Below are 14,500 nucleotides of genomic sequence, written 5' to 3' on the forward strand. Positions count from 1 at the left end.
GAAGCTCTTGAAACTGGCGCGATACAGGCCAGTGCCCCCGCGCAAGGGCCGCCCCGCCGCGCTGGGGGCGTCCCCCTCCCGACTCGCGCAGCGAGTCGAGAGAGGGGGAAGGCGCGAAGCGACTCAGGGGGTGCTTCATGTCAACTGGCTTTCACGATCGCGCGCATGATCTTTTCTTGCGAGGCTTCGGCGGTGGGCATTTCGGCGACAAAGCGGCCCTCGTTCATCACGTAGATGCGGTCCGTGATGCCCAGCAGCTCGGGCATTTCCGAGGAGATCACGATCACGCACTTGCCCTCGGCCGCCATCTGGGCGATCAGGGTGTAGATCTCGTACTTGGCTCCCACGTCGATGCCGCGCGTGGGCTCGTCGAGGATGAGCACCTCGGGGTTGGTGAAGAGCCACTTGCCCAGCACCACCTTCTGCTGGTTGCCGCCCGAGAGGTTCACGGTCTTCTGGTCCACGCCCGAGCAGCGGATGCGCAACTTGCGCCGGTAGTCCTGCGCGATCTGGTGCTCGCGCCCGTGGTCCATCACCGTGGCGGTGGAGATGCCGCCCAGGTTGGCCAGCGAGACGTTGAACTGGATGTCCTCGTTGAGCACCAGGCCGTTGCCCTTGCGGTCCTCGGTGACGTAGGCCAGGCCATGGCGCACGGCTTTCTCCACCGTGCCGACGTCGATCTCCTGGCCGTTCAGCAGCACCTGGCCGCTGATGCGCTGGCCCCAGGATTTGCCGAAGATGCTCATCGCCAGTTCGGTGCGGCCCGCGCCCATGAGGCCCGCGATGCCCACGATCTCACCGCGCCGAACATGCAGGTCGACGCCTTTGATGACCTCGCGATCGGCATGCTGCGGGTGGTGGGCGCGCCAGTTGCGCACCTCGAACACGGTGGGGCCGATGTCGGGCTGGCGCGGCGGGTAGCGGTCGGCCATCTCGCGGCCGACCATGGCCTGGATCACGCGGTCTTCGCTGACCAGGCCGGTGCGGCAGTCGAGCGACTCGACCGTGCTGCCGTCGCGCAGCACAGTGATGGCATCGGCCACGCGCGATATTTCATTGAGCTTGTGCGAGATCAAAATGCAGGTGATCCCCTGCTTCTTGAGTTCCAGCAGCAGGTCCAGCAGCGCCTGGCTGTCGTTCTCGTTGAGGCTGGCCGTGGGTTCGTCGAGGATCAGCAGGCGCACCTGGCGCGACAGCGCCTTGGCAATCTCCACCAGTTGCTGCTTGCCCACGCCCAGGTGGGTGACCAGGGTTTCGGGCGATTCCTTGAGGCCGACCTTTCTCAAAAGGGCCTGGGCCTTGCTGTGCGCGGCCATCCAGTCGATCACGCCGTGGCGCGCCGTCTCGTTGCCCAGGAAGATGTTCTCGGCAATGGACAGCAGCGGCACCAGCGCCAGCTCCTGGTGGATGATGATCACACCCAGGTGCTCGCTGTCGCGGATGCCGCCGAACTGGCGCTCCTGGCCCTCGAAGACGATATCGCCGCTGTAGCTGCCGTGCGGGTAGACGCCCGAGAGCACCTTCATCAGCGTGGACTTGCCCGCGCCGTTCTCGCCGACGATGGCGTGGATCTCACCCGCGCGCACGTTCAGGTTCACCTGGTCGAGTGCGACCACGCCGGGGAAGGTTTTGCGGATGTTCCGCATTTCAAGAATCATGGACTGGGCTCGTGCAGGAAGCGCTGCGGGCTTCCTCTGTTGTCTCACGTGGCCCTGGTACCAGGGGAGATGCGCTGCCTCTCCTGGCCCAGGCCTGGGTTACTTGACTTGCGATTCCTTGTAGTAGCCGCTGCCCACCAGCACTGCATTCCAGTTGGATGCATCGACCGACACCGGCTTGAGCAGGTACGACGGAACCACCTTCTCGCCGTTGTTGTAGGTCTTGGTGTCGTTGATCTCGGGCTGCTTGCCCGAGAGCGTGGCGTCCACCATGTTGGCGGCCACCTTGGCCAGTTCGCGCGTGTCCTTGAACACGGTGGAGAACTGCTCGCCCTTGAGGATGGACTTGACCGAGGGGATCTCGGCGTCCTGGCCGCTCACCACCGGGCAGGGCTGCTGGGCCGTGCAGTAGCCCACGCCCTTCAGGGATGACAAGATGCCGATGGACAGGCCGTCGTACGGCGAGAGCACGGCGTGCACCTTGTCCTTGCCGTAGTAGGCCGAGAGCAGGTTGTCCATGCGCGCCTGGGCCACCGAGCCGTCCCAGCGCAGCGTGCCCACCTTGTTCATGCCCAGCTGCTTGCTGCGCACCACCAGCTTGCCGCTGTCGAGGTAGGGCTTGAGCACGCTCATGGCGCCGTCGTAGAAGAAGAAGGCGTTGTTGTCGTCGGGCGAGCCGCCGAAGAGTTCGATGTTGAACGGGCCCTTGCCCTGCTTCAAGCCGAGCTTGTCGACGATGGAGCTGGCCTGCAGCACGCCGACCTGGAAGTTGTCGAAGGTGGCGTAGTAGTCCACGTTCTTCGAGCCCTTGATGAGCCGGTCGTAGGCGATGACCTTGACGCCCTTGTCGGCCGCGCTCTGCAGCACGCGCGAGAGGGTGGTGCCGTCGATGGAGGCGATCACCAGCACCTTGGCGCCCTTGGTGACCATGTTCTCGATCTGCGCGAGCTGGTTGGGGATGTCGTCGTCCGCGTACTGCAGGTCGGTCTTGTAGCCGCGCTCCTTGAGCACCTTGACCATGTTGTCGCCATCGGCGATCCAGCGCGATGAGGACTTGGTGGGCATGGAGATGCCGATGCTGCCCTTGTCCTGGGCCAGTGCCAGCGGCGCGGCGCCCAGGGCGGCGAGGGCCACAGTGGCCAGTGCGGTCTTGAAAATGGTGCGTTTCATCAATTTGTCTCCTGTTTTTCTGGTTTTCTGCCCGGCCCTCGTACACCTCCTGTCGGCGCGCGGGGCCGGTCTCCTGCCGTGCTGCCGGCTCTAAGCCGGCAGCCGCGGCATCAGTACTTGCGTTTCGGGAATTCGGCAGCGGCCACTTCCATCGGGAAGATGCCTTCCTCGGTCACGATGCGCTTTGGCACCGCCTTGCCGGCCTTGATGTCCTTGACGGCGCTCATCAGCTGCGGGCCCAGCAGGGGGCTGCACTCCACGCTCACGTTGAGCTTGCCGGCGATCATGGCTTCGAAGGCACCCTTGACCGCGTCGATGGAGATGATGACGATGTCCTTGGCGGGCTTCATGCCGGCCTCTTCGATGGCCTGGATGGCGCCGATGGCCATGTCGTCGTTGTGTGCGTAGAGCACGTTGATCTTCTTGCCCTCGGCCTTGAGGAAGGCTTCCATCACCTCCTTGCCCTTGGCGCGCGTGAAGTCGCCAGTCTGCGAGCGCAGGATCTTGAACTTGGGGTCGGCCTTGACGATTTCCTCGAAGCCCTTCTTGCGGTCGATGGCCGGGGCCGAGCCCACGGTGCCCTGCAGTTCGACGATGTTGACGTCGCCCTTTTGGTCCTTCATCTTTTCCACCAACCAGCGGCCGGCCTTGCGGCCTTCTTCCACGAAGTCCGAGCCCATGAAGGTCACGTACAGCGAGGTGTCCTTCGTGTTCACTGCGCGGTCGGTCAGCACCACGGGGATCTTGGCGGCCTTGGCCTCGCGCAGCACGTTCTCCCAGCCCGACTCGACCACGGGCGAGAAGGCGATCACGTCCACCTTCTGGGCGATGAAGGAGCGGATGGCCTTGATCTGGTTCTCCTGCTTTTGCTGGGCGTCGGAGAACTTGAGCTCGATGCCGGCCTCCTTTGCGGCGGACTTGATCGACTCGGTGTTGGCGGTGCGCCACTCGCTCTCGGCACCCACCTGGCTGAAGCCCAGCACGATGGGTTTCTGGGCCCAGGCGGCGCCCGGGAGCAGCCCGGCCACGGGGGCGCAGGCCAGGGCGGATACGAGGGTCCGGCGGTTCAGTTTCATCATTTGTCTCCTGTCTGTCTGTTGTTGAAGAAAGAAATGCACTGCGGAAAAAAGCCTGCCGATTCAAGCGAGCATGTAACCCGTCTTGACGGTGGTGTAGAACTCTGCGGCGTAGCGGCCCTGCTCGCGCGGGCCGTGGCTCGAATCCTTGCGCCCGCCGAAGGGCACGTGGAAGTCCACCCCCGCCGTGGGCAGGTTGACCATGGTCATGCCGACCACGGCGTTGCGCTTGAAATGCATGGCGTGCTTGAGCGAGGTGGTGCAGATGCCCGCGCACAGGCCGTAGGGCGTGTCGTTGGCCAGGGCCAGTGCGTGCTCGTAGCCGTCGGCGCGCAGCACGCAGGCCACGGGGCCGAAGATCTCCTCGCGCGCGATGCGGTGCTCGGGTTGGGCCAGGAACAGGGCCGGGGCCATGTAGTGGCCCGGCGTGGCGCGTTCGAGCCGCTCGCCGCCCCAGACATGCTGGGCGCCTTCGCTCCTGGCTATCTCTATATGGGAAAGGTTCTGCTCCAGCTGGCTGGAGTCGGCCACCGGGCCCATCTCGGTGCCGCGCTCCAGCGCGTGGCCCACCTTCAGGGCCATGAGCCGCTGGCGCAGCCGGTCCACGAAGGCATCGTGCACGCTGGCTTCGACGATCAGCCGGCTCGACGCCGTGCAGCGCTGGCCGGTGGAGAAGTACGAGCCCTGCAGCGCGCAGTCGATGGCCTGGTCCATGTCGGCGTCGGCCAGCACCACTAGCGGGTTCTTGCCGCCCATCTCCAGCTGCACCTTGGCACGGCGCGCCGTGGCGGACTTGAGGATGCGCTCTCCGGTATCGACCGATCCCGTAAAGCTGATCGCATTCACCAGCGGGTGGTCCACCAGGGTCTGGCCCACCTCGCGGCCGCTGCCCATGAGCAGGTTGAACACGCCGGCCGGCAGGCCGCAGCGGCCGATGATCTCGGCCAGCGCCCAGCCGCAGGTGGCCACCAGCTCGGCCGGCTTGAACACCACCGTGTTGCCATAGGCCAGGGCGGGGGCGATCTTCCAGGCCGGGATCGCAAACGGAAAGTTCCAGGGCGCGATGATGCCGACCACGCCCACGGGTTCGCGGGTCACGTCCACCTGTACCCCCTGGCGCACCGAGGCCATGAGCTCGCCGGGGATGCGCAGCGCCTCGCCGGCGAAGAACTTGAAGATCTGGCCGGCCCGGGCCACCTCGGCCACGGCTTCGGGCAGGGTTTTGCCCTCCTCGCGGGCCAGCAGGGTGCCCAGTTGGTCCTTGCGTGCCAGCAGCTCGCTGCCAATGTGGTCGAGTACGTCGGCGCGGCGCTGGGGGCTGCTCTGGCTCCAGTGGGGCAGGGCGTCGGCGGCGGCGCGGATGGCGCGCTCGGTCTGGTTGCGGTCGGCGCGGGCGTACTCGGCCACCACCTCGCGGGTGTCCGACGGGTTGGTGCTCACCCCGGTGGTGGTACCGATCTCCCAGCGCCCATTGATCAGGTGCCGGGGGTTTTGCTGCGTGTCGCCGAGTTTCATGGGGACTTTGGAAAGAACCTTGGTGCGGATGTGCGGCAAAGTCTAAGATCGATTTAGATATCAATCTAATAGTTTTTTTGACAAAATAGATATACGTCTACGCATTCTGGAAAACCCCATGAGCACCTACAACCACTGGTTCATTCGCGCACGCCTGAAGACGCGCCAGCTGCTCTTGCTGGTAGCCCTGGCCGAGGAGGGCAACATCCACCGCGCGGCCCAGGTGCTCAGCATGACCCAGCCGGCCGCGTCCAAGCTGCTCAAGGACCTGGAGGACGTGCTGGAGGTCTCGCTGTTCGAGCGCCTGCCGCGCGGCATGCGCCCCACCTGGTATGGCGAGACCATGATCCGCCACGCGCGCATGGCGCTGGCCAGCCTGAACCAGGCGCATGTGGAGCTGGCAGCGCTCAAGACCGGGCACTTCGGCCAGGTGGGCATCGGGGCCATCACCTCGCCGGGCCTGAGCCTGCTGCCCGCCGCCGTGGCCCTGGTCAAGCAGGAGCACCCGAGCCTGCGCATCTCGCTCGATATCGAGACCAGCCCGGTGCTGATGGACCGGCTGGAGCAGGGCAAGCTCGACATCCTGGTGGGCCGCTTGTTCGAGGAGCACGACAAGGCCAACCTGCGCTATGAGCCGCTGAGCGAGGAACTGGTCTGCGCCGTGACCCGGCCGGGCCACCCGCTGTCGGGCTTGGCCGGGTTGACCCTGCGCGATGTGCTGGCCGCCGGCTGGATCGTGCCGCCCGCAGGCAGCGTGCTGCGCCACCGGTTCGATCTGATGTTCCAGCAGGACGGGCTGGCCCCGCCGGTCAACGTGGTGGAGACGGCGGCCCTGCTGTTCATGACGCGCATGCTGCAGCAGAGCGACATGATCGCCGTGGTCGGCGCCGACGTGGCGCACTACTACGCATCGCACGGCATGGTGGCGGTGCTGCCGCTGGCCATGCCCTGCCACATGGACGCCTTCGGCATCATCACCCGCACCGACCGCCTGCTGTCACCGGCCGCCAAGGTGATGATGAAGGCGCTCAAGCAGACCAGCCTGGTGCAGTACGGGCGCCGGCTGGAAGCCGGGGACTAGGTACTGCCCTCTGAACGAACCTCATTCATTCCAAGGCCGGTCGGTACTGTCGCAGCCTAGGCCAGGACCGCCGCGCAAGGGCCGCCCCGCCGCGCTGGCGGTGTCCCCCTTCCCGAATGGCGCAGCCATTCGAGAGAAGGGGTGAAGGCGCGAAGCGACTCAGGGGGATGGTCCGAATTACACCCAGCCGGCGTCGACCTTGAATTCCTGGGCGGTGCACATGGCCGCATCGTCGGACGCCAGGAACAGCACCATGCGCGCGATGTCGTGCGGGCGCAGCTTGTCGGGAAGGCACTGGTTGCGCGCCAGCTCCTGCTCGCCTTCGGCGTCGAGCCAGAGCTTGATCTGGCGCTCGGTCATCACCCAGCCGGGCGACACGGTGTTGATGCGGATGCGGTCCTGGCCGAGCGTGCGCGCGAGGCCGCGCGTGAGCCCGTTCACCGACGACTTGGCGATGGCATAGCAAGGGTAGCCCGCGCCCTTGCCTTGCCAGCCCGTGGAGCCCAGGTTGACCACCGAGCCCGCGCCCAGGCGGCGCATGCCGGGCACCACGGCCTGGATGGCGAAAAAGGCCGGGCGCTCGTTGATGGCCATGCGTTCGTCGTAGTAGTCGGGCGTGACCGACTCCAGCGTGTGGCGGTCGTCGCTGGCGACGTTGTTGACCAGCACCGAGAAGTCGCCCAGGGTGGCAGCGGCCTCGGCAATGGCTGCCTGCAGCGCCGCGATGTCGCGCACATCGCATGCCTGCCACCAGGGGCGCGCGTGGCCTGCGTCGGCGATCTGCTGGGCCAGGGCTTCGCTGGCCTCGCGCGCCACGTCCACGAAGGCCACGCGCGCACCCTGTTCGGCGAACGCTGCGACGATGGCCGCGCCGATGCCGCTGCCGCCGCCGGTGACGAAGACCGAGCGGCCCTGCAGGCTGGGAAAGTGGGCGAGCGTGGCGGCCTCTGAGGGGATATGGATATCAGTTGTCATTGCAATTTGTATATCAAAAAATTCCAAAAATAATCATTCCATGCATCAATTGACGTTGATAAGATGCCCGGCGTCAAGAGGCAGGCAGGTAAACAACAAACAGGAGACAAGCTTTGAGCAAACAGAGTCCCATGGCGGCGTCCGCTGCGTCGCGATTTCCCGTCCCCCACTTCACGGGGCCCCTGCGCTGCGTGGTCGAAGCCGATGCGCAGCTGGGGGAGGGGCTTGTATGGTCCGTGCGCGAGCAGGCCCTGTACTGGCTCGACATCCTGGGCTGCCGCCTGTACCGGCTGGACCCGGCCACGGGCCTGCAGACGCAGTGGAGCTTCGACGAAGAGATATCGGCCCTGGCCGAGCGCCGGGACGCGCCCGGTCTGATCATCACCCTGCGGCGCGGCTTCGCGCTGTTCGACCCCGCCACCGACAGCGCCCCGCATTACCTGCACCAGCCCGAGGCCGAGCTGCCCGGCAACCGCTTCAACGATGGCAAGTGCGATGCCCAGGGCCGCTTCTGGGGCGGCAGCATGGACTTTGACTGCAAGCTGCCTACCGGCGCGCTCTACCGCTACGACCCCGATGGCCGCTGCACGCGCCACGACGAGGGTTTCGTGGTGACCAACGGGCCCACTTGGGCGACCGCGAATGGCCGCGAGTGGCTGTACTTCAATGACACCCTGAGCAGCATCACCTGGCGCTACGACTTCGATGCGGCGGCCGGCACCATCTCGAACAAACAGGTGTGGAAGCGCTACACCCCCGAGGAGGGCCTACCCGACGGCATGACCACCGACGCCCAGGGCCGCCTCTGGATCGCCCACTGGGGCGGCCACTGCGTGACTTGCCACGACCCCGAGACGGCCGAGGAGCTGGGCCGCGTGGTGCTGCCCGCCAGCCAGGTCACCACCTGCGCCTTTGGCGGGGCGGACCTGCGCACGCTGTTCATCACCACCGCGCGGGTGGGTCTCACGCCGGCGCAACTCGCTACCGAGCCGCTGGCCGGCAGCGTGTTTGCCGTGGAGATCGACAGCCCCGGCGTGCCGGCCCATCGGTTCGGTGGCTGACCCCCGTCATGAAGGCCTGTACATGAGCGACACCCCCCATCCCATCACCTGGCTGAGCCACGCGGGCCAGCACCTCGGGCTGGTCCCCTCCCTGGGCGGCAGCGTGGCCGCCTGGCAGATCGATGCCCCGGAGCAAGCCGGTGGTCGGCTCGACCTCTGGCGCCCCTGGGATGGCGCCACCGCCGACCTGTACCAACTGGCGTCGTTCGCCATGGTGCCCTGGTCCAACCGCATCAGCGGCGGCGGCTTCACGCACGCCGGGCAGTTCCATCCCATGCGGCCCAACCGGGTGGGCGAGCCGTACCCCATCCACGGTGACGGCTGGCTGCAGCCCTGGGCGCTGTCGCAGCCCGCGCCAGACACGCTGCAGATGCAGTTGCGCTCAGAGCGCTTCGGGGGCAACCCCTACGACTACGAATCGGTGCAGACCTTTCGCCTGGTCGACGGCGGGCTGGACCAGCATGTGCTGGTGCGCCACCTGGGTGCCGAGCCGCTGCCCTACGGCATTGGCGTGCACCCCTGGTTTCCGCGCACGCCGGCCACGCGCATCAGCGCACCGGTGCAGGCCGTCTGGCTGTGCGGCAACGACCCGCTGCCGACCGAGCACACCGCGCAGTTCCCGGAAGGCTGGGACCTGAATGCCGGCGTCTCGGCCCATGGCACCCTGATCGACAACGGCTACACCGGTTGGGGTGGCACGGCGCAGATCGACTGGCCCGAGCGCGGCCTGCGGTTGACCGTCCGCATGCCCGACTTCGGTGCCGATGGGGGTTCGGCGCAGCACTTTTGCCTCATCTACCGCCCACCGCAGGGCCCGGCCTTTTGCTTCGAGCCCATCACCCAGCCCATTGATGCCTTCCACCTGCCGGGGCAGCCGGGCCTGCGCGTGCTGGCGCAGGGGGAGTCCTTTGCGCTGAACGTGCAGTGGCGCTACGGCCGTCTGGCCGTCGGCTAGCAAGAGCCGATTCTCTTCGGATCAATCCACCTCTGCCTGGCGACCCAGAAGCCGGTCCACCGCCGCGCGCAGCGCCAGCAAGGAGGTGGTGTTGAGCACGAACACCACGAAGCCTTCGATCTGGCTGCTGAGCAGCTCGAAGCGGATGTGCAGGAACACCACCAGGTGGTTCTGGATGCGCGTGCCCAGAATGGTGCGGCTGTCGCCGACATCGACACGGGGCGGGCTCAGCTCGAACTCGTTGCCCAGCAGGTCGGCCAGGGTGGCCAGGCAGGCGCTGAGCATCACGTTGCCCAGCTCCGCCATGGCATCCTGCTCGATGGCGCTCAGGTCCTCGCCAGGCATGGCCTGGCCCGCGACGATGCGCACGATCTCCAAACTCTTGTCGCCCGGAAAGATCAGCAGCGCGTCGCCGTTGAACACGCCCCGGAAGGGCTGGCGCACCCCGTACATGGTGCTGCCGGCGCTGCCCAACTGCTGGGCCGCCTCGCTCACCGTGAAGATGCTCACGTGCGGCACCGAGAGCAGTACCTCGTCGTGCATGAGATTGCCCATCGCCGCGGCCGCCTTGCCGACGCCAATGTTGAAGATCTCGCTGAGCGCGTCGATTTGTTCCGCATCAAGCTTGGCAGTCATGTCATGCTCCTGCCAGTGCCGCGAGCTTCCTCGCTGCATCGGCTGTGATGGGTTTTGCAATGAATACTAGGCCGGCCTCGTCGATGCGTTCCTGCATCGCAGACTGGACGTTGGCGGTGAGGATGGCAATGGGCAACTGGGGCCGGGTCTGGCGCAATGCCAGGGCCGCCTCCAGGCCGGTCATTCCGTGCATGTTGAAGTCCATGGACACCAGGTCCACCGGGTGCTCTTCGCACACCTTCAGGGCTTCTTCGCCGCTGCTGGCGTGCAGGATGGTCCATGCGGGGTGGTCCTGCAAAATGAATCCTTGCAGGATGAGCCGGGACATCCGGCTGTCGTCAACGATCAAAAGTCGCAGGCTCATGGCAAGATCTCGGTGGTATCGGGAGACGGGGTGGATCGTTCGTAGGCCAGCACCTTGTTGCGGCCCGTGGCCTTGGCGCGGTACAGGGCCTGGTCGGCCCATGCCAGGATGGTCTCGATCCCGGCGTCCCGGTGCGCCATCTCGGCCATGCCGATGGACACGGTGATGCGCAACGGCTCGCTGGCGATGGAGAGGATCTGCAGTTCGGAAATGGCGTCGCGGATGCGTTCGGCCACCAGGTGGGCGCTGTCGGTGGACGAGTGGGGCAGCAGGGCTGCAAATTCCTCGCCCCCCAGCCGCCCCAGGATATCGGCCTCGCGCAGCGCGCCCGCAATCGCGGTGGCGCAGGCGCGCAGCGAGTCGTCGCCGGTCTGGTGGCCGTAGCGGTCGTTGATGCGCTTGAAGTGGTCGATGTCGATCATCAGCACGGTGCAGGGCTTGGCGTGGCGGCGGCAGTGGTCGAGAAGCGCCGTGCCGCGCTCCAGGAAAGCCCGCCGGTTGAGCATGCCGGTCAGCGAGTCGCGCGTGGCCAGTTCGCGCAGCTGTGATTCCAGTTGCTTGTGCGTGCTGATGTCGAAGCCCCACAGCAGATGGGCCAGCTTGCCGTCGACCTCGATCAGGCGCGCCGACAGGGAGCTCCAGCGTGGATTCTTCGCGCCGACGAGCGCTTCCATGCCATCCACCTGGCCGTACTTCTCCAGCGCAGCCATCAGTTGCTGGCGGGCATCCGGCTCGTGCAGCAGCTCCGGCAGAAACAGCTTGATGGGAGGCCACTGCAGACCCAGGCGTTCCACCATCTGGTTGTTGATGAAGTGCACGAAGCCGCTTTCGACGTCCACCAGAACCACATCGCTCGGGCTGGAGTCCAGGATGAAGCCCAGCAGCGCCCGGTTCTCCTCGATCTCACGCGTGCGGCTGGCCACGCGGATCTCCAGTTGGCGGTTGGCCTGTGCCAGTTGCTGGGACAGGGCCTGGGCCGCCCGGGCCTCGTGCAGCAGCTTGCGGATCAACAGGGCCGTGCCGACCAGCAGGCCGCCGAGCACGGCGCTGAGCAGCGTGAAATGGTCGTGCAGTTCCTGGCGAACCCGGTCCGCGTCCTGTGAGGAAAACAGGTGTACCGCCACCACGGCCTTGCGGGTGCTCTGCAGCAGGGCATCGGTGTGCCCGATGATGTCGTCGCTCAGCCCGGCGCGCTCGGACGGTGCCGCCGCCAGGCGGCTGGACCACCGCTCGACATGCCGGGCCAGCCCGTCCAGATCGAGTGCGGCCTGGGCCAGCTCCTGTCGCAGGCGCGCGCCTATGCGCTGGCTGGCGCCGGCCATGTCCAGGGTGCTGTAGAGAACGTCCAGGCGCTCGCGCAGCTCCTCCTCGGGCGCCTCCAGTGCTTTCACCTTGCGCGCCAGCAGGGCGACGCGCCCCAGTTCACTGTGCAGGCTCGAGACGTACCACAGATCGCTTTTCTGAAACGGCTGCGCCAGCGATTGCACCTGCCGAAGCGTCCACCACAAGGCGATGGACGTGGCCACCACCATGGCCGCCACCAGGGCCAGCAGCCAGTAGGTGCCACGGCGGTGGTGCGGCAGGTGGCGGGCCTGGGCCTCAGGGCGACGCGGCCTATCGGACGGAGAGGGCATTGACCTGCCAGATGGTGCGGTTGACGTAGTCCTGCTTTTGCAAGCGGGGGTGGCGGTCAAAGGGGTAGATCAGGATCAGGGGCCCCTTGTCGCGGATGTTGATGGGTTGCTGGTCGCGGCGGTAGGCCAGGATGGGGTCGTACTCGACCAGATCGCTCCAGGGAATGCGCACGGAGTAGTCGTTCATGGCCGTCAGCTCGATCTGGTGCCGTTCATTGCCGCCCAGCAATGCCACGAGCTGGCGCAAGGAGACGCCGCGCCAGCGGGATTTGCCCGGCATCCCCAGGGCCGGCGGCAAGGTGGTGACGATTTCACGGGGCGAAAGGCGCTCCAGCGCCTGCATGTCGCAGGCCACTGCAGGCTGGGTGGCAAATTGCAGGCGCAGCACCGTCTTCTGCCCCGATGGCGCGCACACCAGGCTGGCATGGAACGGCAGGGGCAGGCTGCTCAGGGCAACAAACAGGGCGAGGGCTGCGCCGGGCAGCCCCGCCAGGGATCTGGGCATCATGAAGGGTCTCGCTGGCTCGCTCCCGCAAGGCAGATGCAGGGGCAGACGCTGCGACTATGCCGGGATGTACCGCCGAATGGGCCCGTTTGCGCGCTGTTGTGGGGGCAATGGGCCTGTTTTGACAATTGTTGACGGCTCGGCGTGCCGTGGCACCGCCCGGGAAGCTGCGGCGCGGGCCGGCGTGGCGGCGGATCGCACTCTTCCATGCGCGAGCGGGCACGGCCTGGTCGGCAGCCCCTGCAGCGGCGCTTCAGCCTCTCAGATCACCCGAAAGCCGTGTGTCCCGTCGCGGCCCAACTGCTCGACCAGCCCGAACTCCCAGTCCAGGTAGGCCTGCATGGCCTCGCGCGGGCTCTCGGTGCCCTCGTAGGGGCGGCGGTAGCGGTCGGTGCGTGGCGAGGCCAGGCGGGTCTCGCCATGCTCCAGCGGCAGGCCCTGGGCGATCCAGGCCTGGGTGCCGCCGGCCAGCACCTGCACCTCGGCCCCGGTCAGGCGCGCCAGGTCCTGTGCTGCATAGCGGGCCAGCAGGCTGGTGCCGCAGGTGAGCACGTAGCGGCGCGCCTGCGGGATGGAGGCCACGGCGTGCGCCAGTTGCGAGCGCAGCGCGAACCAGGCTCCGGGGATATGGCGCTGGGTGTAGTGGGCGCTGCTCGTTAGGTCGAGCACGGCGGTGTGTCCGGCCGGCTCCTGCTGCAGCCACGCGGCCAACTGCTCTGGCGTGGTCCAGGCGATGGGGCCGGTGGGTTCGGGCACCTGGTTGACCACGGCGCCGGTTTCGCTGAAGTCTGCGGGCTGTGCGCCATCGAGCACCCACACCTGCCAGCCCATCTGGGCCAGCCATGAGGCGCTCATGTTGGCGCGCACGCCATCGTCGTCCACCAGCACCAGGCGCGCGCCGCGCACGGCAGCCGTGTGGTCCGTCTCCTGCACCAGTTGGCCACCCGGTGTGTTGCGAAAGCCGGGCAGGTGGCCGGCGGCAAACTCCTCGGGCGTGCGCACGTCCAGCAGGTAGGTGGTGCGGCCGGCCTCGGCGGCAAAGCGGGCCAGGTCGCCGGCCCGGGCGCGCTGCACGCCGGCGCGGTCGGCCACGCTGCGCGCCCGCTGCGGCGCCTGGTTGCGGTCGATGTGTACGGCAGGGTCGAAGCGGCGGCTGGCGCCGCGCTCCAGCGTCTGCCCGGCCAGCAGCCAGCCGATGGTGCCGTTGCGCAGCGCGGCCACGGGGTTGGGAATGCCCGCATTGACCAGCGACTGCGTGCCGATGATGCTGCGCGTGCGGCCGGCGCAATTCACGATGATCTGCGTGGCCGGGTTGGGCGCCAGCGCCTGGGCGCGCAGCACCAGCTCGGCGCCGGGCACGCTCACCCCGGTGGGGATGTTCATGGTGTGGTACTCGTCGTAGCGGCGCGCATCGAGCACCACCACGTCGGCCTTGGCGTCGATCAGGGCCTGCACCTCTTCTGCCGCCAGCGAGGGCGTGTGGCGCTCGGCTTCCACCAGCTCGCCAAAGGACTTGCTGGGCACGTTGACGTCGATGAACAGCTCGCCTCCGGCATCGCGCCAGCCCTGCAGGCCGCGTGCCAGCAAGGTCACCTGGGTATAGCCCAACTGCTGCAGCGTGCGCGCCGCCGGCTCGGCCAGGCCCTCGCCATCGTCGTAGACCACGATCAAGGTGTCGCGCCGGGGGATGCGCGTCCAGGCATCGAGCTCGATCCTGCCCGCAGGCAGGTTGGCGGCGAACAGCGGATGGCCCTGGGCATAGGGGTCTTCCTCGCGCACGTCGAGCAGGGCGATTTCCTCGCGGGCGAGCAGGGCCTGGCGGACCTGGAGAGCGGAAGTCTGGGGAATGGCGGGTGCGGTCATTGTTGGA

General features: G+C 67.1%; 13 protein-coding genes. 3 read left to right on the plus strand and 10 right to left on the minus strand.

The window, feature by feature from the left end:
• Window positions 1-140 precede the first annotated feature (140 nt).
• From mmsA to U5N23_RS06310, 4 genes are all read right to left on the minus strand, one after another.
• Window positions 141-1,658 carry a multiple monosaccharide ABC transporter ATP-binding protein gene (gene mmsA / locus U5N23_RS06295; RefSeq protein WP_322591949.1) on the minus strand — a complete coding sequence of 506 codons (1,518 nt, stop codon included), beginning with the start codon at window positions 1,656-1,658 and terminating at the stop codon, window positions 141-143.
• A 99-nt stretch (window positions 1,659-1,757) separates the two neighbouring features.
• The gene (gene chvE / locus U5N23_RS06300) at window positions 1,758-2,828 is read right to left on the minus strand and encodes a multiple monosaccharide ABC transporter substrate-binding protein (protein ID WP_322591950.1); all 1,071 of its coding nucleotides are present in this window, start codon (window positions 2,826-2,828) and stop codon (window positions 1,758-1,760) included.
• Between the two features lie 110 nt (window positions 2,829-2,938).
• On the minus strand, window positions 2,939-3,904 hold the full coding sequence (locus U5N23_RS06305) for an ABC transporter substrate-binding protein (protein ID WP_322591951.1): 966 nt from the start codon (window positions 3,902-3,904) through the stop codon (window positions 2,939-2,941).
• Between the two features lie 63 nt (window positions 3,905-3,967).
• Window positions 3,968-5,419: an aldehyde dehydrogenase family protein gene (locus U5N23_RS06310; RefSeq protein ID WP_322591952.1), complete on the minus strand. Its 1,452-nt coding sequence runs from the start codon at window positions 5,417-5,419 to the stop codon at window positions 3,968-3,970.
• A 118-nt stretch (window positions 5,420-5,537) separates the two neighbouring features.
• On the opposite strand from U5N23_RS06310, the gene U5N23_RS06315 reads away from it, so the two are divergent.
• Window positions 5,538-6,500, plus strand: a complete 963-nt coding sequence (locus U5N23_RS06315; RefSeq protein ID WP_322591953.1) for a LysR substrate-binding domain-containing protein — start codon at window positions 5,538-5,540, stop codon at window positions 6,498-6,500.
• Window positions 6,501-6,677: 177 nt separating this feature from the next.
• Here U5N23_RS06315 and U5N23_RS06320 read toward each other — a convergent pair whose 3' ends face one another.
• Window positions 6,678-7,475, minus strand: coding sequence for an SDR family oxidoreductase (locus U5N23_RS06320; protein WP_322591954.1), 798 nt, complete (start codon window positions 7,473-7,475; stop codon window positions 6,678-6,680).
• A gap of 113 nt (window positions 7,476-7,588) precedes the next feature.
• Between U5N23_RS06320 and U5N23_RS06325 the strand changes: the two genes are divergently transcribed.
• Entirely contained in the window at window positions 7,589-8,536 is a 948-nt protein-coding gene (locus U5N23_RS06325) for an SMP-30/gluconolactonase/LRE family protein (RefSeq protein ID WP_416208582.1), read from the plus strand.
• 22 nt (window positions 8,537-8,558) lie between these two features.
• The gene (locus tag U5N23_RS06330) at window positions 8,559-9,491 is read left to right on the plus strand and encodes an aldose 1-epimerase (RefSeq protein WP_322591955.1); all 933 of its coding nucleotides are present in this window, start codon (window positions 8,559-8,561) and stop codon (window positions 9,489-9,491) included.
• 21 nt (window positions 9,492-9,512) lie between these two features.
• On the opposite strand, the gene U5N23_RS06335 is transcribed toward U5N23_RS06330, so the two are convergent.
• From U5N23_RS06335 to U5N23_RS06355, 5 genes are all read right to left on the minus strand, one after another.
• Entirely contained in the window at window positions 9,513-10,127 is a 615-nt protein-coding gene (locus U5N23_RS06335; protein WP_322591956.1) for a chemotaxis protein CheC, read from the minus strand.
• 1 nt (window position 10,128) lies between these two features.
• The gene (locus tag U5N23_RS06340) at window positions 10,129-10,491 is read right to left on the minus strand and encodes a response regulator (protein ID WP_322591957.1); all 363 of its coding nucleotides are present in this window, start codon (window positions 10,489-10,491) and stop codon (window positions 10,129-10,131) included.
• Window positions 10,488-12,125, minus strand: a complete 1,638-nt coding sequence (locus U5N23_RS06345; protein ID WP_322591958.1) for a diguanylate cyclase — start codon at window positions 12,123-12,125, stop codon at window positions 10,488-10,490. Before U5N23_RS06345 ends, U5N23_RS06340 begins: the two co-directional genes overlap by 4 nt.
• On the minus strand, window positions 12,106-12,633 hold the full coding sequence (locus U5N23_RS06350; protein ID WP_322591959.1) for a molybdopterin-dependent oxidoreductase: 528 nt from the start codon (window positions 12,631-12,633) through the stop codon (window positions 12,106-12,108). Before U5N23_RS06350 ends, U5N23_RS06345 begins: the two co-directional genes overlap by 20 nt.
• A 258-nt stretch (window positions 12,634-12,891) precedes the next feature.
• A complete protein-coding gene (locus tag U5N23_RS06355; protein WP_322591960.1) occupies window positions 12,892-14,493 on the minus strand; it encodes a rhodanese-related sulfurtransferase in 1,602 nt (533 codons plus the stop codon).
• Window positions 14,494-14,500: the final 7 nt, after the last annotated feature.

This window comes from Acidovorax sp. (assembly GCF_034519795.1).
In the GTDB taxonomy this organism is placed as follows: domain Bacteria; phylum Pseudomonadota; class Gammaproteobacteria; order Burkholderiales; family Burkholderiaceae_C; genus Acidovorax.